Annotated in this window: 19 protein-coding genes and 1 pseudogene; 13 read left to right on the top strand and 7 right to left on the bottom strand. The window is 62.7% G+C overall.

Going from position 1 to position 20,957, the window contains the following annotated elements:
• Positions 1-67: 67 nt before the first annotated feature.
• From JOY50_RS21100 to JOY50_RS21070, 7 genes and pseudogenes are all read left to right on the top strand, one after another.
• Entirely contained in the window at positions 68-370 is a 303-nt protein-coding gene (locus JOY50_RS21100; RefSeq protein WP_243055768.1) for a cytochrome c5 family protein, read from the top strand.
• Between the two features lie 31 nt (positions 371-401).
• Positions 402-1,019 (top strand): cytochrome c, encoded by a 618-nt coding sequence (locus JOY50_RS21095; protein WP_132846332.1) that lies wholly within the window; start codon positions 402-404, stop codon positions 1,017-1,019.
• A gap of 219 nt (positions 1,020-1,238) precedes the next feature.
• Positions 1,239-1,871 carry a thiol:disulfide interchange protein DsbA gene (dsbA, locus tag JOY50_RS21090; RefSeq protein ID WP_019472439.1) on the top strand — a complete coding sequence of 211 codons (633 nt, stop codon included), beginning with the start codon at positions 1,239-1,241 and terminating at the stop codon, positions 1,869-1,871.
• A 34-nt stretch (positions 1,872-1,905) separates the two neighbouring features.
• A pseudogene (locus tag JOY50_RS21085) lies at positions 1,906-2,738 on the top strand (endonuclease/exonuclease/phosphatase family protein).
• 27 nt (positions 2,739-2,765) lie between these two features.
• Complete coding sequence (locus JOY50_RS21080; RefSeq protein WP_138736662.1) at positions 2,766-4,685, top strand: GGDEF domain-containing protein; 1,920 nt, start codon at positions 2,766-2,768, stop codon at positions 4,683-4,685.
• A gap of 79 nt (positions 4,686-4,764) precedes the next feature.
• Positions 4,765-5,553 (top strand): N-acetylmuramoyl-L-alanine amidase, encoded by a 789-nt coding sequence (locus JOY50_RS21075; RefSeq protein WP_132846335.1) that lies wholly within the window; start codon positions 4,765-4,767, stop codon positions 5,551-5,553.
• A 286-nt stretch (positions 5,554-5,839) separates the two neighbouring features.
• A complete protein-coding gene (locus JOY50_RS21070; protein ID WP_019472443.1) occupies positions 5,840-7,444 on the top strand; it encodes an EAL domain-containing protein in 1,605 nt (534 codons plus the stop codon).
• Between the two features lie 39 nt (positions 7,445-7,483).
• Here JOY50_RS21070 and JOY50_RS21065 read toward each other — a convergent pair whose 3' ends face one another.
• Positions 7,484-9,265, bottom strand: coding sequence for a KinB sensor domain-containing domain (locus JOY50_RS21065; protein ID WP_243055766.1), 1,782 nt, complete (start codon positions 9,263-9,265; stop codon positions 7,484-7,486).
• Complete coding sequence (gene algB, locus JOY50_RS21060) at positions 9,262-10,608, bottom strand: sigma-54-dependent response regulator transcription factor AlgB (protein WP_019472445.1); 1,347 nt, start codon at positions 10,606-10,608, stop codon at positions 9,262-9,264. The genes JOY50_RS21065 and algB overlap by 4 nt, the downstream gene beginning before the upstream one ends.
• A gap of 210 nt (positions 10,609-10,818) precedes the next feature.
• Here algB and JOY50_RS21055 point away from each other — a divergent pair, with 210 nt between their 5' ends.
• From JOY50_RS21055 to JOY50_RS21030, 6 genes are all read left to right on the top strand, one after another.
• The gene (locus JOY50_RS21055; protein WP_019472446.1) at positions 10,819-11,640 is read left to right on the top strand and encodes a BON domain-containing protein; all 822 of its coding nucleotides are present in this window, start codon (positions 10,819-10,821) and stop codon (positions 11,638-11,640) included.
• Positions 11,641-11,814: 174 nt separating this feature from the next.
• Positions 11,815-12,105, top strand: a complete 291-nt coding sequence (locus JOY50_RS21050; RefSeq protein ID WP_019472447.1) for a hypothetical protein — start codon at positions 11,815-11,817, stop codon at positions 12,103-12,105.
• Between the two features lie 43 nt (positions 12,106-12,148).
• Positions 12,149-12,310 (top strand): DUF1328 domain-containing protein, encoded by a 162-nt coding sequence (locus JOY50_RS21045; protein ID WP_003252966.1) that lies wholly within the window; start codon positions 12,149-12,151, stop codon positions 12,308-12,310.
• Between the two features lie 2 nt (positions 12,311-12,312).
• Positions 12,313-12,783: an inhibitor of vertebrate lysozyme family protein gene (locus tag JOY50_RS21040; protein ID WP_019472448.1), complete on the top strand. Its 471-nt coding sequence runs from the start codon at positions 12,313-12,315 to the stop codon at positions 12,781-12,783.
• A gap of 746 nt (positions 12,784-13,529) precedes the next feature.
• On the top strand, positions 13,530-14,858 hold the full coding sequence (gene gltP, locus JOY50_RS21035; RefSeq protein WP_132846339.1) for a glutamate/aspartate:proton symporter GltP: 1,329 nt from the start codon (positions 13,530-13,532) through the stop codon (positions 14,856-14,858).
• A 237-nt stretch (positions 14,859-15,095) separates the two neighbouring features.
• Positions 15,096-16,325: a nucleoside recognition domain-containing protein gene (locus tag JOY50_RS21030; protein ID WP_019473458.1), complete on the top strand. Its 1,230-nt coding sequence runs from the start codon at positions 15,096-15,098 to the stop codon at positions 16,323-16,325.
• Here the strand turns inward: JOY50_RS21030 and JOY50_RS21025 are convergent.
• From JOY50_RS21025 to JOY50_RS21005, 5 genes are all read right to left on the bottom strand, one after another.
• Positions 16,307-16,942, bottom strand: coding sequence for an ABC-type transport auxiliary lipoprotein family protein (locus JOY50_RS21025; protein WP_243055765.1), 636 nt, complete (start codon positions 16,940-16,942; stop codon positions 16,307-16,309). The genes JOY50_RS21030 and JOY50_RS21025 overlap by 19 nt on opposite strands.
• Positions 16,939-17,877 carry an MlaD family protein gene (locus tag JOY50_RS21020; RefSeq protein WP_132846341.1) on the bottom strand — a complete coding sequence of 313 codons (939 nt, stop codon included), beginning with the start codon at positions 17,875-17,877 and terminating at the stop codon, positions 16,939-16,941. Before JOY50_RS21020 ends, JOY50_RS21025 begins: the two co-directional genes overlap by 4 nt.
• A 3-nt stretch (positions 17,878-17,880) precedes the next feature.
• Positions 17,881-18,672, bottom strand: a complete 792-nt coding sequence (locus JOY50_RS21015; RefSeq protein ID WP_019473455.1) for an ABC transporter ATP-binding protein — start codon at positions 18,670-18,672, stop codon at positions 17,881-17,883.
• Positions 18,669-19,802 (bottom strand): ABC transporter permease, encoded by a 1,134-nt coding sequence (locus JOY50_RS21010; protein ID WP_243055764.1) that lies wholly within the window; start codon positions 19,800-19,802, stop codon positions 18,669-18,671. Before JOY50_RS21010 ends, JOY50_RS21015 begins: the two co-directional genes overlap by 4 nt.
• 114 nt (positions 19,803-19,916) lie before the next feature.
• Positions 19,917-20,939, bottom strand: a complete 1,023-nt coding sequence (locus tag JOY50_RS21005) for a DUF5924 family protein (protein ID WP_019473453.1) — start codon at positions 20,937-20,939, stop codon at positions 19,917-19,919.
• Positions 20,940-20,957: the final 18 nt, after the last annotated feature.

Here is a 20,957-nt window from a genome sequence, read left to right as displayed (position 1 = left end):
TGGGGTGTCGAACAATAGCTCGCGCATCAGAACGCAGCGCGGCCCCCAACCCTGAAGGTCGTTCCGCATGGCGAAATGGCTGCTTGCTGTCGGTATGTTCCTGCCGGTTTTCAGCGCACAGGCTACACAGGATCCCGAGGTGTTGTACAACCGCACGTGTGCGGCCTGTCACACCGGGCAGTTGCCACAGGCACCCAGACAGGGTGACCGGGCAGCTTGGGAGCCAAGGCTGGCGCAAGGCATGGATGTACTGGTGAAGCACTTGACTCAGGGTTTCAAGGCTATGCCGCCGCGTGGATTGTGCATGGACTGCAGTGCCGAGGACTACCGTTTGGTCATCCTTTGGATGAGCGGCAGTCCCGATACATAACATTTCACCCTTAGCCGTGTTGGATTAGCTGATGAACAAACTAGTCGTGAGTCTGCTGTTGACCCTGGGTGTCGCAGGTGCGGCCACTGCTGCGCAAACTGTCAAAGGCGATGCCGCCGCCGGTCAGGCCAAGACGGCCGTCTGTGGCGCCTGCCACGGTCCCGACGGCAATAGCCCGGCACCGAACTTCCCGAAACTGGCCGGCCAGGGCCAGCGTTACCTCGAAAAACAACTGCACGATATCAAGTCGGGCAAGCGCACCGTGCTGGAAATGACCGGTATGCTGGCCCCGTTCAGCGACCAGGACCTGGCCGATATCGCCGCCTACTTCTCCAGCCAGAAAGGCAGCGTGGGCGCCGCCGACCCCAAGCTGGTCGAACGTGGCCGTTCGCTGTTCAATGGCGGCGACTTGGAGAAAGGCATGCCTGCCTGCACCGGTTGCCACTCCCCCAACGGCGCAGGTATCGCTTTGGCCGGCTTCCCGCACCTGAGCGGCCAGCACTCGCAGTACGTGACCAAGCAGCTCACGGACTTCCGCGAAGGCAACCGCACCAACGATGGCGATGCCATGACCATGCGCACCATTGCCGGCAAGCTGAGCAACCACGACATCGAGGCGTTGGCCAGCTACATCCAGGGCCTGCATTAACGTGTAGGAGCGGCCTTGCGTCGCGATGGGCCGCAAAGCGGCCCCAGTATCCCGCCAGCGCTGCATTAACCTTCAGTTAATGTTAGAGGCCAATGATGAAAGGGCGGCCGGGCCGCCCTTTTTTCAGTCCGCAGCCGTTACACTACAGAACTCGAACCCTTCCCGGCCTGTCTAGTGCAGGTCGCGTCGTGGCGACCAATGACTGCTCAGGAGTAAAGCATGCGTAAACTGATTCTCAGCGCCGCGCTGGTGGCTGCCAGCGTATTCGGTATGACTGCCGTCCAGGCCGCGGAGCCTGTTGCCGGCAAGCAATACCTCGAGCTGAGCAACCCTGTTCAGGTTTCCGTACCTGGCAAGATCGAAGTGGTCGAGCTGTTCTGGTACGGCTGCCCACATTGCTACCACTTCGAGCCGGTCATCAACCCATGGGTTGAAAAACTGCCACAGGATGTCAACTTCAAGCGTGTACCGGCCATGTTCGGCGGCCCATGGGACGCACACGGCCAGATGTTCCTGACCCTCGAAGCCATGGGCGTCGAGCACAAGGTACACGCGGCAGTGTTCGATGCCATCCAGAACCAGCACAAGCGCCTGACCGACCCGAAAGACATGGCTGACTTCCTCGCCACCCAGGGCGTGGACAAGGACAAGTTCCTCGCCACCTTCAACTCGTTCGCCATCAAGGGCCAGGTCAACCAGGCCAAGGAACTGGCGAAGAAGTACGAAATCACCGGCGTACCGAGCATGGTCGTCAACGGCAAGTACCGCTTCGACCTGGGTACCGCTGGCGGGCCGGAAGGCGTTCTGGACGTCGCCGACCAACTGATCGCCAAGGAGCGCGCCGCCAAGTAGGCGGCGTAACCCATGCCTCGCTTCAGAACCACGCGTGGCATTGGCCTGCACCAGCCGCAGGTCAACGAGCATCACCTGGAGGCCTCTGGCCTGCCCGAGGATGGTCGCCTGCGGCTGCTCAGTTTCAACATTCAGGTCGGCATCAGCACCGAGCGCTACCGGCATTACCTGACCCGCAGTTGGCAGCACTTGCTGCCACACAACGGGCGTGCCGGCAACCTGCAGAAAATCGGTGAATTGCTGGCCGACTTCGACCTGGTGGCCTTGCAGGAAGCCGACGGTGGCAGCATGCGCTCGGGCTACGTCAACCAGGTCGAGCACCTTGCCCAACTGGGTGCCTTCCCTTATTGGTACCAGCAGCTCAACCGCAACCTGGGGCGTTTTGCCCAGCACAGCAATGGCGTTCTCAGCCGGCTGAAGCCGCAACTGCTTGAAGATCACCCGTTGCCCGGCCCGGCCGGCCGTGGGGCGATCCTGGTACGGTTTGGTGAAGGTGAAGATGCGCTGATCGTGGTGATGATGCACCTGGCGCTGGGTGCCAAAACCCGCGCCCTGCAACTGGGCTACATCCGCGAGCTGATTGGCGGTTACCGCCACCAGGTGCTGATGGGCGACATGAATACCCATGCCACCGACCTGCTGGAGCACTCGCCGCTGCGCGATCTGGGCCTGATTGCCCCGCAGGTCGAGGCTACCTTCCCCAGCTGGCGCCCGCAGCGCTGCCTGGACCATATCCTGCTCAGCTCAAGCCTTACGCTGGAGCGTGTCGAGGTGCTGGCGCGGCCAATTTCCGACCACCTTCCCGTTGCTGTCGAGATTCGATTGCCTGATGCATTGACTGTGGATACGCTGCCGGTCTTGAGCTAATTGCCATCACCGTTTGCGGACCCCGGCATGACTGAAGACGCTGAGCGCTGGAAAGAAAAATACCTTAAAAGCATCGAGCAGCAAGAAAAGCTCGAACGCCGCTGGGACGCCCGTCTCGACCTGCTGCGTCGCGGTCTGGTGCGCAGCACCCTGGCTGCCGAAGGCAGTGACAAGGTGGTGGACGCGTGCATGAAGGAGATGCGTGAGGTTATCCGCAGCGACAACATGGACGCCGGCCTCGCCGGGTTGATTCCGCGCCTGGAGAAAGCGGTGCTGGACTCTGAACAGCGCCGCGAAACCCGCATGAATCAGGTCAGCGATGCGTTGACCGCGCTGGTGGGCCAGCTGCAAGGCTTGCCGCTGCCCAGCGAGATCTCGCGGCCGTTGAAAAAGCTGGCGAAAAAACTTGATGGTGGCGTTGCCCAGTCCCGCGAACTGCCGCCTCTGTTGGGCGAGCTGAGTGGCTTGCAGGGCCTTGCACTGTCGGCCCTTGGCAAACCGGGGGACGAAGCCCGGCCCGGCTTTTTGCAACGCTTGTTCGGCAGCCGTGAGGACGACCCCCAAAGCGAGCACGTGCCGGTGCCGGTGCTTGTTGCTGACGCGCCCCAGGCTGCAAAGGGCAGTATCGAAGCCCCGCAGCCTGACGATGTGGATGCGCTGCTACCGCTTCCAGCCTCTGCCGCCGAAGCGATCGAAGTGCCTCAACCTGAGCTGGAGGGTTCTGGTCCGGCGCTGATCGAAACAATTGAAACACCTACTGCCCTGCTGCCGCTGCAGGATGAAGCGCCCGAGCCTGGCGCGGCCGTCAGCGAACCTCTGGCAGCAGCACAACCGGCACCCACACTTGAAGAAACCTTCGGCGAAGACGGCCCCTATGCCCTGCCCTACGCGGTAGAGCCGCCCTACAGCCAGGTCGCTGCGCACATCGAAAAGACCCTGATCGGCCTGCTCGATGACCTGAGCCTGCCCGAGCGGCACAAGGCCCAGGCGCTGGAAATGCGCGAGCGAGTCGCCCGTGGCCTGAACTGGTATGAGCTGATCCCGGTGCTCGATGACCTCGCTGTGCTCATGCTGGCGATCACCGACAGTGGCCAGCACGAGTTCGAAACCTACCTGCAGCAGCTCAACGAGCGCCTGGAAGGCTTCCAGAGCCACCTGCACGAGGCCAGCGCCGGCCACGCCGACAACAGCGTTGCCGCTCGCGAGCTGGATACCCAGTTGCGCGAGCATGTCGATGGCTTGCAAAGCAGTGTGCAGGGCGCCGCCGACGTCGATAGCCTCAAGCACATCCTGGAAAACCGCCTGGAAGGCCTGCTGGTCACCATGGACGAGCACAAGCACGAGCGGGATCGCCGCGAGCAAGAGCTGGCCGGGCGCCTGCAAGGCCTGTCCGAACGGGTTGCGAACATGGAGCACGAGGCGCTCGGTTACCGCGAGCACCTGGAAGAGCAGCGCCAGAAAGCCCTGCTCGACCCCCTCACCGGCCTGCCAAACCGCGCGGCCTGGAGCGAGCGGGTCGAGCGCGAAATAATCGAGTGGCAGGAGAACGGCGGCCATCTGGCCATGGCGATCCTCGACTTGGATCACTTCAAGCGGATCAACGACAGTTATGGGCATCTGGCCGGGGACAAGGTTTTGAAGATTGTCGCCGACCAGTTGCGCAAGCGCCTGCGGGGCCGTGACTTCATCGCCCGCTTCGGTGGCGAGGAATTCGTCCTGCTGCTGCCACAGACATCGCCGGCCGCCGCTGCCCAAGTGGCGGAAACAATGCGGGCCACGGTGGAAGCCTGCCCGTTCCACTTCAGGGGCGAGCGGGTGGTGATCACCACCTCCATCGGCCTGGGTGCATTCCGCTCCGGCGAGCGCGGCGACCAGGTGCTCAAGCGTGCCGATGCGGCGCTGTACCGGGCCAAGGAGCAGGGGCGCAACCGCGTCGAGCAGGGCTAGCCTGCAAACACTGACCCACGGTAAGCGCGGCCATGGGGAGCACGTTATACTGTAGCGCTCATTCGCTGAGGCCACTGACGTGCTTTCTTCGCTAAAAAAAACGCTGATTTCCTTTTTGCTATTGTCTGTCGCCGGTTGCTCGACGGGCCTGCGGATTGACCGCAGCCACCCCTCGGCCAACCAGGACAACCGCATCCAGTTCGTTGTCCTGCATTACACCAATGCTTCGCTGGAGCGCTCCCTGGCGTTGCTTACCCACGGTGAGGTCAGCAGCCATTACCTGATTGGCGACGGCCCGGCGACGGTGTATCAGCTGGTGGATGAAAACCGCCGAGCCTGGCATGCCGGTGACAGCCAGTGGCAGGGGCGCACCTGGCTGAACTCCTCGTCCATTGGTATCGAGATCGTCAACCCGGGGTTCACCGACACACCGAACGGCCGGGTCTGGCACCCTTATAGTGAAGCGCAGGTGCAATCACTGATCGCGCTGCTCAAGGACATCGTCAAACGCAACAACATCGAGCCGCGGCACATCATTGGCCACAGCGATATCGCCCCGCTGCGCAAGCTGGACCCGGGGCCGCTGTTCCCGTGGAAGCGCCTGGCCGATGCCGGGCTGGGTATCTGGCCAGATGCCAATGCCGTGGCACGCCAGCAGGCCTACTTCAGCGTCAACCCGCCGAACATTGGCTGGTACCAGCAGGAGCTGGCGCGGTTTGGTTATCAAATCGAGCAGACCGGGGTGCTGGATGTAGCCACCCGCCATGTGATTGCTGCGTTTCAGATGCGCTTCCGCCCGCAGCGCTTCGACGGCATGCCGGATGCGCAGACGGCAGCGATGCTGCAGGTGCTCAACCGCATGCGCTGAGCCCTGTAGGAATACCGTTTTGCACCATCACTCAGGCTGGCGCATCACCCTGTGGGAGCGGGCGTGCCCGCGAAGAATGCGACGCGCGGCATGGCACCGGCTACGCCGGTGTTCGCGGCGGTTCGGCGCTCCGACACGCCCGCTCCCACAGTGATCGCGCAAACCTTTGGATTTTAATAGGGCAGTTGCTCCCACAAGAAACAGTGTGGCGTGCAGCGAAGCGCCAGACGGTGAAGGTGATTCTCAATTCAGTTGCTATACCTTAGTTATCAACTGGATGCCTTTGATGTCTGCCATCATCACCCTGCTGCGCCAAATTTTTTACCGTCCCTGGATGCTGGCCACTTTGGCAGCGCTGGCCAGTGCCGCCCTGTTGCTCTCTGCCAGCATCGGTATTGCCCTGCAACAGATGAAGCAAAGCGAGAGCGAACAGATGAACGCCCAGGGCGAGCGTTTTCTCGACCGCCTCGAGCAAGTGTTTGGCCAGTTGCGAGAAGGGGTGGACCTGTTGCAGGCGCAGCCCTTGCGTGGCTGTAGCCCGGAGATGCTGGCGGCGTTGCAGCAGGTTGGCCTGAGTTCTCGTTTCATTTATGAAGCAGCTTATGTAGATGGCAATGTCGCTTGCTCCAACCGTGGCGATGAGCGGGCGTTCGAACCTTTGCGGGCACCCGATATCCAGGGGCCGACCTACAGCTACTGGTTGAACACCACCACCGAACCGAACGAGAACCTGGCTGCACTGATGTTGGGCCGGGGCAAGTTCGTGGTCTCCACCTCGCGCGGGCACCTGACCGATGTGGTCGACCTGCCCCCGGGCGGCAGCCTGGTGGTGGTGCTGGATAACGGCGCCCGGGCCATACCGGTGCTCGGCCCGCCTCAGGTATGGCCACCGCCCTCCGCATGGTCGAACAGCCACAAGTCACTGCTGGAACTCAGTGACCGGCTGATCTACCGAATGCCGACCAAGTCGCCGGATTACCAGCTTGTGCTGATAGCGCCCAGGGCGAGCCTGCCGCTGAGGATGAACGGCATGCTCTGGTTGCTGTTCCCCGGTAGCGTGCTGGCAGCCTGCTGCATCGGTTGGCTGGTACTCCAGCTGATCCTGCAACGACGGTCGATGAGCTCGGAGTTGCAGCATGCCTTACGGCGTGGCGAGCTACAGGTGCTTTATCAGCCAATCATCGAGCTCGACAGCCGGCGTTGCGTGGGTGCCGAGGCCCTGGTGCGCTGGCGTCGCCCGGACGGCACCCTGACCAGCCCGGACCTGTTCATTCCGCTGGCGGAGAACACCGGGCAGATTCGCCAGATCACCGATTTTGTCCTGCAACGTGTGCTTGAACAGCTAGGGCAGCTACTGCGCTCGCACCCCAAGTTGTACATATCGATAAACCTGGCGGCATGCGATGTGATGGTGCCTCGCATTGGCCGGGTGGCGGCGCGCCTGTTGGCCTTGCATCGCGTGGCGCCCAGCCAGATAGCCTTCGAGGTGACCGAGCGTGGGCTGATCGACGTGGTGGTAGCCCGCGACAACCTGCAGGCGCTTCGCGCCGTGGGGCATCAGGTGCTGATTGATGATTTTGGTACCGGTTATTGCAGCCTGGCCTACCTGCAGACCTTGCCGGTGGACTGCCTGAAAATCGACAAGGCGTTCATTGATGCCCTGGGCCACGATGCCGCCAGCAGCGGCGTTGCCCCGCATATCATCCGCATGGCCCATGACCTGCACCTGCGGGTGATTGCCGAAGGTATCGAGTTCGAGGACCAAGCGGTTCTGCTGAACAGCGAAGGGGTCAACTATGGCCAGGGCTGGCTGTTTGCCCGGCCTCTGAACGCTCGGCAATTTGCCGAGCTGGTCACTCGCGGGCACTTGCCGCGACGGGTTGACCACTGAGTGATTCCGGCCCGGCGATGAGGTCGGTGCAGGCGAAACTCAAACGGGCAACGCCATGTAGAACTGCGTGCCCTCCCCCGGGCGGGAAAACACACCCATGCGCCCGCCATGCAGCTGCACGATCTCCTTGCACAACGCCAGCCCCAGCCCGGCGCCGCCTTTCTTGCGGCCTACTTGCACGAAGGGCTCGAAGATGCGCCCTTGCTGCCCATAGGCAATGCCCTCACCGTTGTCCTCGACGCTGATGATGACCCGCTCCGCATGCCGCCGGGCATGCAGACGGATCCGCCCGCCATTGGCGGTATGGCGGATGGCGTTGTGCAGCAGGTTGTCCAGCACCCGATCCAACTGGGCGGCATCGGCCTGAAGGCGTGGCAGCGGCAGTTCCAGTTCCTTGATCAACTCGATCTGCTTGTGTGCTGCCTGCTCGGCAAAGCGCAGTTGCGCCCGCTCCAGCAGTTCGTCCAGGGCGCAGGGGGCCAGGTCGAGTTTCTGCAGCCCGCTTTGGTAGCGGGAGAAGTTGAGCAGGTCGTTGATCAGTTGGGTCAGGCGCTGCATTTCTTCGCCGATGGTTTCCAGCAGGTCGTTCTCACGAGCCTCGGGCGGGAACTTGACCCGCTCGCGCAGCAGGCCGAAGGCCATATGCATGCCCGTCACCGGGGTGCGCAGTTCGTGGGAGGCGCGCAGCACGAATTCGCTGCGCACCCGCTCGAAGGCCCTTTGCTCGGTCACATCGTGCAGCACCATCACTGCGCCAAGGATCGGCCCTTGCGGGTGGCTGACGGGGGTCAGGCTGTAGGTGAGCAGGCGTGATTCTTCATCAACCTCCATGTTCAGGTCGTCAGGTGGGCGGTCCAGGCTGCCGCCGCGCAGTACCTGGCGCAGCTGTTGCTCAAGCTCGGGGCGTTGCAGGGCTTCGGCCAGGCTGCTGCCCACGCGGCCGTCGTTCCAGCCAAGCTGGCGCTGCGCCACCGGGTTGAGGTGCTCGAGGCGGCCCTGGCGGTCGATGATCAGCAAGCCGTCGTCGATGCTGTCGAGCACGGCCTGCAGCCGCTGCTGGCCGGCGAGCAGCTCGTCCACATTGGTGGCCTGGTGCTTGCGCAAAGCATCGGCCATCAGGCCAAAGCGGCGGGTCAGCTGGTTGAGCTCGGAAGCCTGAGTGACCGGCAAGGTGACGTCGAAGTTGCCTTTGCCCAGCTGGTCGGCCGCCTTGGCCAAGGCTTCGATCGGCTGGCCGAAACGCCGGGCGATGTTGTGCGCGGTTATAAAGCCCAGTACCAGCACCACCAGGCCCATCAGGCCGAGGACACCACTGACCAGCAAGGCGCGGTCACGGGTGCGTTCCTCGCTACGGGTGATCAGGTCCAGTGCCTGCCTGTGGGAATCGATCAGGTCGCTGCGCACCTGGTTGAACGCGGCCCCCAGCGGCTCATCCACCCCCATGCTGCGAGCGGGTGCGGCGCTGTCGCGATAGGCCTGGAGGAAGGCCTGGTAATTGCTGCTGGCCTTGCTGAAACCGGTGCGCTCACCGCCTTGCTCCAGCCCTTGATTGAGCAAGGCCTGGAAGTTTTCCTGCAGCAGCCGCAGGCTTTCCGGGGCGGTGTCTTCATCAAGCATCAGGGTCAGCTGTTCGCCCAGGTTCTGGCGCAACTTCAGCCCCACTTCCAGGGCATGGGTGGTCTCGCGCACCAGCTGCTGTTGCACGGTGGCCATCTGCAGCACGCTGACCAGGCCCAGCAGCAGCCCAAGCAAGGCCACGGTCACGAGCGCCGAGATGCTGAGGAAAAGCCGCGTGCGCAGCTTCATGGGTGGCCACTTCATAGGTTGTACTGCTTGCGTTTGCGGTACAGGGTGGAGGCATCGATGCCCAAGGTCTTGGCGGCTTGGTCCAGGGTATCGCTGGCGGCCAGCACAGCGCCGATATGGGCGCGCTCCAGCTCATCCAGGCTCAGTGCGGCGCCCACGCGCGGGGCATTGCCGGCGGGTTGTTCGCCCATGCCCAGGTGGCTGATTTCCACACGCTCCTGCGGGCAGATGATGCTGGCCCGTTCCACCACGTTGCGCAGTTCGCGAATGTTGCCGGGCCAGCGGTAGTTGAGCAGGGCCGAGCGCGCCTCGTCACTGAACCCGCGAGCGGGGCGGGAGTATTCCTTGACGAAGCGGGCAAGGAAACGGTCGGCCAGGGTAAGGATGTCCTCGCTGCGCTCGCGCAGGGGGGGCAGGTGCAGTGTGATGACGTTCAGGCGATACAGCAGGTCTTCACGGAAGCGGCTTTCGCGCACCATCTCTTCGAGGTTCAGGTTGGTGGCGGCCAGAATCCGCACATCGGCACGCCGGGTAACCGGGTCGCCGACGCGCTCGTATTCCTTGTCCTGGATGAAGCGCAGCAGTTTGGGCTGCAAGGTCAGCGGGAAATCGCCGATCTCGTCAAGGAACAGCGTGCCACCGTCCGCCTGGCTGACTCGCCCCAGTGTGCTTTCGCTGGCGCCGGTGAAGGCGCCGCGGGTATGGCCGAACAGTTCGCTTTCCATCAACTCGGCGTTCAGCGACGGGCAGTTGATGGTCACGCAGGCTTTGCGTGCACGCTTGCTCCAGCCATGGATGGCCCGGGCCAGCTCGCCTTTACCGGTACCGGACTCACCCAAGATGAGGATGTTGGCGTCGGTGGTGGCAACCTGGCGGGCGGTTTCCAGCACCGCCATCATGGCCGGGCTATGGGAGTCGAGGCCGTCCTTGGGTTTGCGCACTTCACCTTCCAGGGCTTCCAGGCGCGCAGAAAGCTGGCGCACCTCCAGTTGCTTGGCGGTGGCCAGGCGCAACTGGTCAGGGCTGCACGGCTTGACCAGATAGTCGGCAGCGCCGGCCTGGATCGCGTCTACCGCAGTGTCGATTGCCGAATGCGCGGTGACGATCACCACGCGCATCCACGGGGCCTGGATGCGCATCTGCGCCAGTACGTCCAGGCCGTTGTCCTCGCCCAGGCGCAAATCGAGGAAGCACAGGTCGAACACCTGGCGCTGCAGCAAGGTTTCGGCCTGGGCGGCGCTGTTGGCCGTGGCCACGCTGTAGCCCTCGTCCTCCAGGCAGTAGCGGAAGGTGCGCAGGATCGCGGACTCGTCATCCACCAGCAGAATGCGGCCTTGCTTGTCCTGGGCTGACTCCATTTCCTGTGCTCCTTAGGGATAGATCTTTATTTAGTGTGGGAAAAATCGGGCAAGTTGCATGGTCCATTCTGAAGGATTCTGTCCTTTGCATGCTAGCCAATGGCCAAACGATGCCTACAGACCGCGATTTTCCAATGATTTGCTTAGAGACATGCGCTGGCACATTGGTTGCGATGATTTTCAGATTTTGCCTACGAAGGAGGCACTGCCATGCCCTTTTCCCTACGTACAGCCGTTCTGGCAGCCACCCTGCTGCCAATCTTTACCCCGGCTTTCGCCGACCCTGTACAGGACGCGCGGCTGGAAGGCGCGCTGCAAACCGCACTGTCACTGAACCGCATGCTCGACCCGTTTCGTATCAAGGTAGAAGTGGACGGCAAGCAGGCGCGGCTTTCGGGTGAGGTGGAGAACGAGGTCGAGCGGCAGCTGGCCGAAGATATAGCCCGGGCCACCCGGGGCATCGAACAGGTGGAAAACCAGCTGCAGGTCAACGCCCAACTGGTTGAGCGCCCGCTGGAGCTGCGTGCCTACGCCCAGCGCCTGGAGGACGCCACCCTGGCGGCGGTGATCCGTGCCCGGCTGCTGTGGAGCCGTACAACCGAAAAAGCACCCATAGAAGTGCAAAGCAGTGACGGCGTGGTGACGTTGCGCGGCAGGGTTGACAGTGCCGAAGCCAAGGAGCTGGCGGGCGTGGTGGCGCGTACGACCGACGGCGTGCATCTGGTCAACAACCTGGTCAGCCTGGATACCGCCGCCATGGCCAAGGCGCGGGAAACGCCGGTGGGGGCGCCAACCGGGCCGCAGCCGAGTGACAGCTGGATCGTCGACAAGATCCAGAACAGCTACCGCTTCAGCCGCAACCTCGATGGCCTGAACCTGAAAGTGGCCAGCGAAGCGGGCATGGTGCGGCTGTCGGGCGAGGTGGTCAGCGCTGAGCAGAAAACCATCGCCGTGGAGATCGCCCGGCAGATCATCGGTGTACGCGGGGTGGACGCCGATTTGCTCAAGGTGGCGACCAAGGTGGAAGGCTGATCGTGCAATTCGCACGACCCCACAGGCGCCATCGTGCAGGATACGTGCTTGGCGTCCATTTGCCGTCTAGTTAAACCATTGATTTATAAGGAATTTATTTAAATCACAAGGCTGGCATGCAGGCTGCAATTACCTGTTCAGGTTTGAACAAAAATTACAGCAGGAGGAGCCGGCATGAACCGCCAATCCGTCAACCGCTCGCAGATCGCCGCACTGCCATTGCGCCAGATGCTGACACTTGGCATGGCGCTGCTGCTGACTTTGGCCGCTGGCCTCTTTTATTACAGCTGGCAGACAGCGCGCCTGGCTGAGCAAGTGGCAGCTCAGACTGCCCTGTTGACGCAGATTCAGGCAACTCGTGCCAATACCCTGGTCCAGGCCGCTGACCGGCTGCCAGCTGGCCAGGCCACTGTTTCACCGGCCACCCTGGAAAATGTCGTACCCCAGGACCGTTGGGTTTTCTGACCCACCGGCCGGATCTATTCCGCAAAAAGAAAGGAGAACCACCATGCTGAGCTGGGCTATCACTTTCCTCATCATCGCCATTGTCGCTGCCGTTCTGGGCTTCGGTGGTATCGCCGGCGCTGCGACGGGTATCGCGAAGATCCTGTTCATTGTCTTCCTGGTGCTGTTCGTAGCCTCCTTCTTCTTTGGACGTGGACGAGGTTGAAGATGGGCAGGAAGCTTTCTACAGCCCTGGCTGCCGCCCTGTTACTGGGTGGCAGTGCGGCGGCGATGGCGGCCAATGACGGCCAGGTCCGGGTCGATCAGTTGCTCGGCTCGGACCCGGAGTACCGGGAAGCCTGGCAGGACACGATCAAGGGCGAGGAACGCCTGCCCGATTGGGTGGTCAATCTGACCGGCAGTGCCCAAGAGCAGATGTCTGCCGTTACCGAAGACGGCGACAAGTACTTGGTCGGCCCTCTGTGCGAGGCCCAGGACAAGTGCACCTACAAGCGCCTGATCGTTGCCTTCAGCTGGGATAAGGACGATGCCTACGGGATGCTCGTGGAGGTACCCGAAGGTTTGCCGAGCGACAAGTCGCCCACGCGCCATGCGCAGTACCGTTGGCTGGGCGAACCCGACGACGGCATGAAGGCGATGCTGCAGGAGCAGCTCAAGCGTGACCCGAACTGGTACTGAGCATTTTGTTGCGGGTACGGATGAAAGGTCACCGACTGTCACGTAATAGAAGCTGAACCTTTCTATAGTTCAGCCTTCTATGATGCGCCGCCCCGAGGAGGGGCAGCACATGACCAAGGGGTCGGGCTGTTCTGATTGCTACAGGATCGGAGTGGCCTAGGGGTACAGGGAGTGCCTCCAGCGATGGGCCGGGTCAGGAAAGGCGGAATCGGAAGTATCAGGTCTGCGGTGTCACAGGGATACCTTGGCAGACCTGACTTCCGAGGAGCCCTGTAGGAAACGTCGCTTTCCTTGCGCGTTTTTTCCCCTGAGACACATTTTGTCTCGACCGTACATCAAATTTTTTTCGAGCTCCTGGCTGCTTCTACAAGTGGCATTTACGCCATTCGGATTGTCGAACAAGCCATCTTCTTCGCCCTTTGTGTACCGTCAAATCTGCCGAAATCTGGCGGTTTGGTCTTGTTCGGGATTCCGAACGTTATAAATCAAGCACTTGCGGACGCCCTCTTTTCGTGCAAATCGATATGCATAAACGGTATGGGGTATGCGTTTCCGGCATTAGCTTTCGCCCCTTGCCGTCGCAATAGTTGCCGCCTTTTTCGCTGGCCAGAGCGCCCTGTCGCTCGCCTGCGGTGTCCTTACATGAAGTCGCCGGACGGAATCTTCTGCTGTACGTGACCTTGCCAATGGCTTTGTTACGTGTGCATCCGCCAGGTGCCATGACCACTAGAACAAAGGGTAAAGACATGAAGAAGGCAAAACTGAGCCTCGCCTGGCAGATCGTTATCGGTCTGGTGCTGGGTGTTGCAATCGGCGCGCTACTGAATCATTTCAGTGCAGAAAAGGCATGGTGGATCAGCAACGTCCTTCAGCCTGCTGGTGACATCTTCATTCGCCTGATCAAGATGATCGTCGTCCCGATCGTGATTTCGTCGCTGATCGTGGGTATCGCCGGGGTAGGCGATGCGAAGAAACTGGGCAGCATCGGCCTGAAGACCATCATCTACTTCGAAGTGGTGACCACCATCGCCATCGTCGTGGGCCTGGTGCTGGCCAACCTGTTCCACCCGGGTGCCGGCATCGACATGAGCACCCTGGGTACCGTGGATATCTCCAAGTACCAGGCCACTGCGGCTGAGGTGCAGCATGAGCACGCGTTCATCGAAACCCTGCTCAACCTGATCCCGTCGAACATCTTCGCAGCGCTGATGCGTGGCGAAATGCTGCCGATCATCTTCTTCTCGGTAATGTTCGGCCTGGGCCTTTCGAGCCTGCAGGCAGAACTGCGCGACCCGCTGGTACGTACCTTCCAGGCTGTATCGGAAACCATGTTCAAGGTCACCCACATGATCATGAACTACGCACCGATCGGCGTGTTCGCCCTGATCGCCGTCACCGTGGCCAACTTCGGCTTCAGCTCGCTGCTGCCGCTGGCCAAGCTGGTGCTGCTGGTGTACTTCGCCATCGCCTTCTTCGCCTTCATGGTGCTGGGCCTGGTCGCCCGCGTGTTCGGCTTCTCGGTAATCAAGATCATGCGCATCATGAAAGATGAGCTGATCCTGGCCTACTCCACCTCCAGCTCCGAAACCGTGCTGCCGCGCGTGATCGAGAAGATGGAGAAGTACGGCGCGCCGAAGTCGATCTGCTCGTTCGTGGTACCGACCGGCTACTCCTTCAACCTTGATGGTTCGACCCTGTACCAGAGCATCGCGGCCATCTTCATCGCCCAGCTGTACGGTATCGACCTGTCGTGGAGCCAGCAGCTGCTGCTGGTGCTGACCCTGATGGTCACCTCCAAAGGTATCGCGGGCGTACCGGGCGTATCGTTCGTGGTCCTGCTGGCCACCCTGGGCAGCGTGGGCATCCCGCTGGAAGGCCTGGCCTTCATCGCCGGTGTCGACCGCATCATGGACATGGCCCGTACCGCACTGAACGTGGTGGGCAACGCCTTGGCTGCACTGGTCATCGCTCGCTGGGAAGGCATGTACGACGCGGCCAAGGGCGAGAAGTACTACGCCTCGCTGATGGCCGACAAAAAGGAAGCTGTCATCGCTGGCGAAACCGCCAAGCGCTGAGCCTGACCGCTGATTGATAAAGAGCCCCGACCTGTCGGGGCTTTTTGTTGTCTGTGAAACGTTGGGGCCTTTGTGGGAGCGGGCATGCCCGCGAACACCGGCAACGCCGGTGCCATCTACCGCGTTAGCTGATTCGCGGGCATGCCCGCTCCCCCAAGCTCCTGTGTCAGGGCTGCGATCGCCAGTGAGGGGCTGCGATACGCTATCATTCGGGCATTTTTCAGGGGGTACACGCGGATGCTCAACGGCCTTTGGCTTGGCTTTTTCCTGGTGGCGGCGGTGTCCGCCCTGGCCCAATGGCTGGTAGGCGGCAACGCTGGCATCTTCGCGGCAATGGTCGAAAGCATCTTCGCCATGGCCAAGCTGTCGGTTGAGGTGATGGTGCTGCTGTTCGGCACACTGACCCTGTGGCTAGGCTTTCTGAAGATCGCCGAGAAGGCCGGTATCGTCGAATGGCTGGCCAAGGTGCTGGGCCCGCTGTTCGCCCGCCTGATGCCGGAAGTGCCGCCCGGCCACCCGGCCCTTGGCCTGATCACCATGAACTTTGCAGCCAACGGCCTGGGCCTGGACAACGCCGCCACGCCGATCGGCCTGAAGGCCATGCGCGCGCTGCAGGAGCTGAACCCCAGCAGCACCACCGCGAGCAACGCGCAGATCCTGTTCCTGGTGCTTAACGCCTCGTCGCTGACGCTGCTGCCGGTCACCATCTTCATGTACCGGGCCCAGCAGGGCGCGCCCGACCCGACCATGGTGTTCCTGCCAATCCTCCTGGCGACCAGCGTCTCGACCCTGGTCGGCCTGCTGTCGGTGGCAGTGATGCAGCGTTTGCGCCTGTGGGACCCTGTGGTGCTTGCCTACTTCATCCCCGGCGCCTTGCTGCTGGGAGGCTTCATGGCCTTTCTTGGCACCTTGTCGGCCGCCGCGCTGGCCAGCCTGTCGTCGATCCTGGGCAACCTCACGCTGTTTGGCGTGATCATGCTGTTCCTGGTGATTGGTGCCCTGAAGCGGGTGAAGGTGTATGAAGCCTTTGTCGAAGGGGCCAAGGAAGGCTTCGATGTGGCCAAGAACCTGCTGCCCTACCTGGTGGCGATGCTGGTGGCGGTGGGTGTGCTGCGCGCGTCTGGTGCCCTGGAGCTGGCCCTGGACGGTATTCGCCATGCGGTGAACTGGATGGGCCTGGACACCCGCTTCGTCGAGGGCCTGCCCACCGCGTTGGTCAAGCCGTTCTCAGGCAGCGCAGCTCGGGCCATGCTGATCGAGACCATGCAGACCCAAGGCGTGGACAGTTTCCCCGCCCTGGTGGCGGCGACGATTCAGGGCAGCACCGAAACCACCTTCTATGTACTGGCTGTGTACTTTGGCGCCGTGGGCATCCAGCGCGTGCGCCATGCGGTGGGTTGCGCACTGCTGGCCGAGTTGTCCGGGGTGATCGCGGCGATCTTCGTCTGCTACTGGTTCTTCGCCTGAACCTTCAGCTGAGCCTGGTTGGCCTGGACAATGGTCCAGCTCACCACCTGCCCCACCAGCTGGTCGCTGGCCTGACCAAAGCCGGCGACCACCGCTGACACTTGCTTGTCAGCGAGCGGCTGGCGGATCTCGAAGCGCTTGCTGGCCAGAATGCGCTGGTCGCGCCCCTGGACCAGGCGCGCATCGTAGCGGATCACCACCTCCACCGCCCCGCCCGGGCGGTATTCACTCTGAAACGCCTGCAGCTCGCCAGCCAGCTCATAATCGGCCTGCAGGTTGCTGTCGTCGGCGCTCAGGCGCTGCACCTGGCCGTCACGCTGGAAACCATCGAGCAGGCGGTTGCGCAGCAGCACAGGGGCCGCATCGCTCCAGCGCGCGCCCTTGTAACTGCTGACCACATCGCCCTGGGGGATGACGGCAATGCGCGGCCCCGCCAGCACTTCACTGGCCAGCGGCTTGTTCAGGCGCAAGGACCAGTCCAGCGGCGCCGCCGTGCGGCTGGGCTGGTTTACCGGCAGGCGATAGAGGTCGACCGGTTCGGTCTTGGGCAGGATCGAGCAGGCACTGGCCAGGCTCAGCGCGGCCGCCAGGGCCAGCAGGCGCAACGACGATTTCATGGCTGGAACTCCTTGTTGTTGTCGCGGCCGAGCAGGTAGCCACTCGGGTCTGCCTCCAGTTGCCGGGAAATGCCTTTGAGCGCGTTGAGGGTTTCGCGCAGCTCGCGAATGGCTGGGGTGAGCTGGTTCAGGCCCTGGGCGCCGTCGCCGATGGCCTCGCTGTTGTTTTTCAGCAAGTTGTTGATGGTGGCAGTGCTTTCGGCCAGTGACTGCATGGCCTGTTCGGCACTGCCGATTGCCTGCTTGCCATCGCTGGCCAGCAGGCCGTTGGCATTGCGCATCAGTGCCTGGGTTTCGGCCAACGTGGCACTGGCCTGCTTGCCCACCTGCACCAGTTGCTCGATGGCCTGGGCGATGCTGCCGTGCTGGCCGGCGAAGGCACCCGTGGTCTTGTCGAGGTTGGCCAGGGTGCTGCTGAGGTGGCCGATGTTGTCCTCGGAGAACATCTGGTTGGCGTTGTGCAGCAGCAGGTTGATGTTGGTGACCAGGTCGCTGCTGTCATTGAGCAGGCGCGAGATGGGCGACGGCGAGGCAATGATCACTGGCAGCTTGCCGTCCTTGCCCTTCAGTTCAGGGCTGTGCGGGGTGCCGCCGCTGAGCTGGATGAACGAGTTGCCCGTCACGCCGGCCAGGGTCAGCTTGGCCTGGGTGTCTTCTTTCACCGGGGTGTCACCGCTCAAGCGCACCCTGGCCAGTACCCGGCGCGGGTCTTTCGGGTCCAGTCGCAGGGTGGATACATCGCCCACCTTGATGCCGTTGTACTGCACCGGGCTGCCGCGCGACAGGCCGGAAACGGCTTCGTTGAACACCACTTCGTAATCCTTGAAGGCGTCATCGACACTGGACTTGGTCAGCCATAGGCCGAACAGCATGGCACCAGCCACCACCAGGACGGTGACCAGGCCGATAAGGACGTGATGGGCTCGGGTTTCCATTGCTCAGCGCTCCTGCCCGGCACGGGTGGCGGCCTGCTCGGCGGCGCGCCCGCGTGGGCCGTGAAAGTATTCTTGAATCCAGGCGTCGTTGGTCTGTTCGACCTCGGCCAGCGGGCCGGCCACCAGGACCTTTTTCTGCGACAGCACCGCGATGCGGTCGGTAATGGTGTACAGGGTGTCGAGGTCGTGAGTGATGAGGAACACCGACAGGCCCAGTGCATCGCGAAGCGTCAGGATCAACTGGTCGAACGCGGCGGCGCCGATCGGGTCCAGGCCGGCGGTGGGCTCGTCGAGGAACAGGATGTCCGGGTCCAGGGCCAGGGCGCGGGCCAGCGCTGCACGCTTGATCATGCCCCCTGACAGCGAGGATGGGTACTTGTCGGCGGCCGAGATTGGCAGCCCGGCCAAGGCCAGCTTCACGCCGGCCAGGTGCTCGGCATCGGCGCGGGACAGCCCGGCGTGTTCGATCAACGGCAAGGCCACGTTCTCGGTGACGGTCAGCGAAGAGAACAGCGCGCCCTTCTGGAACAGCACGCCGAAGCGCCGTTCCACCAGCGAGCGCTGTTCTTCGCCCAGGCCGGCAAGGTCCTGGTCGAACACCTTGATCAGCCCCTCATTGGGCCGTCGCAGGCCAATGATGCTGCGCAGCAGTACCGATTTACCGCTGCCCGAACCACCGACCACGGCCAGGATTTCGCCACGGTACAGGTCAAGGTCAAGGTTTTCATGCACAACCTGGCGGCCGAAGCGGTTGCAGATGCCGCGGGCTTCGATCACTTTTTCCCGGTCATTCACCAACCCATCTCCATGAAGAACAGGGCGGCCACGGCGTCCAGCACGATGACCACGAAAATCGACTGCACCACCGCAGAGGTGGTGTGTGCGCCCACCGATTCGGCGCTGCCGCTGACCTTGAAGCCTTCGAGGCAGCCGATGGCGGCGATCAGGAAGGCGAAGAACGGCGCCTTGGCCAAGCCCACCAGGAAGTGTTGCACGCCTATATCGGTTTGCAGCAGCGACAGGAACATGGCCGGCGAGATATCCAGCGACAGGGCGCATACCACCGCGCCGCCGACAATGCCGCAGATCATCGCGATGAAGGTGAGCAAGGGCAGCGAAATCAGCAGTGCCAGTACCCGTGGCACCACCAGCAGCTCCATTGGGTTCAGGCCCAGGGTGCGGATGGCGTCGATTTCTTCGTTGGCCTTCATCGAGCCGATCTGCGCGGTGAAGGCGCTGGCAGTGCGGCCGGCCATGAGGATGGCGGTCAGCAGCACGGCGAACTCGCGCAGGAACGAGAACGCCACCAGGTCGACAGTGAAAATGGTCGCACCGAACGCTGCCAGCACCGTGGCACCGAGGAAGGCCACCACCGCGCCTACCAGAAAGGTCAGCAACGCGACGATGGGGGCCGCGTCCAGCCCGGTCTGCTCGATATATGCCACAACAGGCGTGAGGCGCCAGCGGTGCGGTGTCAGGGCGCGGCGCAGCAGGGTCTCGAGGATGACACCGATGAAGCCGAGCAACTGCATGGAATCCTGCCACAATGTGGCGACGGCGCGGCCGATGCGTTCCAGCAGCAGCATCAGTACGTTGCGCTCGGGCTCCTTGACCGGGATGCAGTAGTCCTGGACCGAGCAGTACACGTTCTTGAGCAGCGCGCGGCTGGCTTCGGGCAGGTCCTGAGTACAGTGTGACAGGCGCTCGGAGCCGAGCAGCTCGGTCAGCAGCGAGGCCCCGGCGGTGTCCAGGCGGCCCAGCTGGCTGAGGTCTGCGACGGTGTCGGCAGTGAATTGCGCGCGCAGCTGCTCGCTCTCGCGCTTGAGGCTGGCGTAGTGCGCCAGGGTCCAGTCACCGGTTATGCGCAGGCAGGCCGGTTGGCTGCTGGCGTCCAGGGTGGCGCTGGGGGTGGTCATAGGCTCCATGCAATTGACTCGGCGCTAAGGCTTAGGGGCTGATCATAGCGCAGCGGGCCTGGGCTGTTTGGTGATTATGTGCTGTGTGTTGATGCCCTGGGGCGCATAGCGCCCCCGTTTCAATTACTGTGCCGGTGCATCGTCAACCACCTTGAAGCGCAGCACGCCGATCACCTGGCCATCTTCGGTCAGCACCCTCACCTGCCACTTGCCCACCGGGTTTGGCGGGAAGTTCTGTTTGTGGGTCCAGGCGCGGTAGCCTTCCTTGCGCCCCCCGTGGATGTCCAGGGCGATGCGGTCGACCTCTTTGCCGTCCTTTTGCCACACATGGTAGATCCGCTCGTTCAGGCCGCGTGGCGCGTTGATGGCGGTGTAGGCATACAGGCCACTGCTGCGGATGCGGCTGGCGGCAATCTCGTCCAGCGACTCGCCTGGCTGGCGGTTCAGCACTTCGGTGCTCACCGCCACCTCGGTCATCCACAGGGTTGCCGGCGGTACCCAGGAGCGCAGCAGCCAGCCCCCGGCACCGACCGACAGGGTAACCAGTACCAGCGCCACGGCGCGGCGCCAGTTGTTGATCGGGAAGCTGCTGGCCAGGCTGGGGAACGACAGCGCCATGGCCGCGATCAAGGCCAGCTTGAAACTTTGCGCGGTGGTGAGGTGCAGGATGATGGGCAGCGCGGTCAGTAGGGCGGCGAACAGCGTGAGGGTGTGCAGCGCCAGGAACAGCCAGCGCCGCGGTGCCAGCCATTTGTAGTACAGCGGATCGATGATCGAAATCAGGCCCGCAGCACCTAGCAAACCGGTGAACACCAGCTGGCCGCTGTTCCAGGTGGTGGTGATGAAGAAGAACGGCAGCACGAAGAACAGCGTTTCCTGGTGGATCATCTGCGTCGCGTAGCGCAGCAACGGCTGCGGGATTTCGCGGTTGAAGGTGCGCGCAAACAGGCCGGTGAGGGTGTTTTCCAGCATCAGCCAGACCCAGCTGACCAGCATGAGCACGGCAACCCAGCTGGCCAGGCCGGCCTGGCGGTCGACCAGGATGAAGCTGCCGATGCCGGAGAGGAAACCGCCGAGCGCGATGATGCCAGGGTAGCGTTTGAGCAGTTCGATGATGCGCTGGACGATATGGGGGATTTGGGGCATGGGGGGCTACAACAGAAA

Origin of the sequence: Pseudomonas sp. BP01, from assembly GCF_022760795.1 — a bacterium.
GTDB classification, from domain to species: domain Bacteria; phylum Pseudomonadota; class Gammaproteobacteria; order Pseudomonadales; family Pseudomonadaceae; genus Aquipseudomonas; species Aquipseudomonas putida_Q.
The sequence above is the reverse complement of the archived record's forward strand: the minus strand, read 5'-3'. Positions and strand labels throughout refer to the sequence as shown.

What these genes read in the sequence shown, in the direction of transcription:
- JOY50_RS21020 (WP_132846341.1), bottom strand. Translation starts at nt 17,877, where the DNA reads ATGGAAACCCGAGCCCATCACGTCCTTATCGGCCTGGTCACCGTCCTG.
- JOY50_RS21010 (WP_243055764.1), bottom strand. Translation starts at nt 19,802, where the DNA reads ATGGAGCCTATGACCACCCCCAGCGCCACCCTGGACGCCAGCAGCCAA.
- dsbA (WP_019472439.1), top strand. Translation starts at nt 1,239, where the DNA reads ATGCGTAAACTGATTCTCAGCGCCGCGCTGGTGGCTGCCAGCGTATTC.
- JOY50_RS21040 (WP_019472448.1), top strand. Translation starts at nt 12,313, where the DNA reads ATGGGCAGGAAGCTTTCTACAGCCCTGGCTGCCGCCCTGTTACTGGGT.
- JOY50_RS21045 (WP_003252966.1), top strand. Translation starts at nt 12,149, where the DNA reads ATGCTGAGCTGGGCTATCACTTTCCTCATCATCGCCATTGTCGCTGCC.
- JOY50_RS21095 (WP_132846332.1), top strand. Translation starts at nt 402, where the DNA reads ATGAACAAACTAGTCGTGAGTCTGCTGTTGACCCTGGGTGTCGCAGGT.
- JOY50_RS21100 (WP_243055768.1), top strand. Translation starts at nt 68, where the DNA reads ATGGCGAAATGGCTGCTTGCTGTCGGTATGTTCCTGCCGGTTTTCAGC.
- JOY50_RS21055 (WP_019472446.1), top strand. Translation starts at nt 10,819, where the DNA reads ATGCCCTTTTCCCTACGTACAGCCGTTCTGGCAGCCACCCTGCTGCCA.
- JOY50_RS21050 (WP_019472447.1), top strand. Translation starts at nt 11,815, where the DNA reads ATGAACCGCCAATCCGTCAACCGCTCGCAGATCGCCGCACTGCCATTG.
- JOY50_RS21005 (WP_019473453.1), bottom strand. Translation starts at nt 20,939, where the DNA reads ATGCCCCAAATCCCCCATATCGTCCAGCGCATCATCGAACTGCTCAAA.
- gltP (WP_132846339.1), top strand. Translation starts at nt 13,530, where the DNA reads ATGAAGAAGGCAAAACTGAGCCTCGCCTGGCAGATCGTTATCGGTCTG.
- algB (WP_019472445.1), bottom strand. Translation starts at nt 10,608, where the DNA reads ATGGAGTCAGCCCAGGACAAGCAAGGCCGCATTCTGCTGGTGGATGAC.
- JOY50_RS21080 (WP_138736662.1), top strand. Translation starts at nt 2,766, where the DNA reads ATGACTGAAGACGCTGAGCGCTGGAAAGAAAAATACCTTAAAAGCATC.
- JOY50_RS21070 (WP_019472443.1), top strand. Translation starts at nt 5,840, where the DNA reads ATGTCTGCCATCATCACCCTGCTGCGCCAAATTTTTTACCGTCCCTGG.
- JOY50_RS21030 (WP_019473458.1), top strand. Translation starts at nt 15,096, where the DNA reads ATGCTCAACGGCCTTTGGCTTGGCTTTTTCCTGGTGGCGGCGGTGTCC.
- JOY50_RS21065 (WP_243055766.1), bottom strand. Translation starts at nt 9,265, where the DNA reads ATGAAGTGGCCACCCATGAAGCTGCGCACGCGGCTTTTCCTCAGCATC.
- JOY50_RS21025 (WP_243055765.1), bottom strand. Translation starts at nt 16,942, where the DNA reads ATGAAATCGTCGTTGCGCCTGCTGGCCCTGGCGGCCGCGCTGAGCCTG.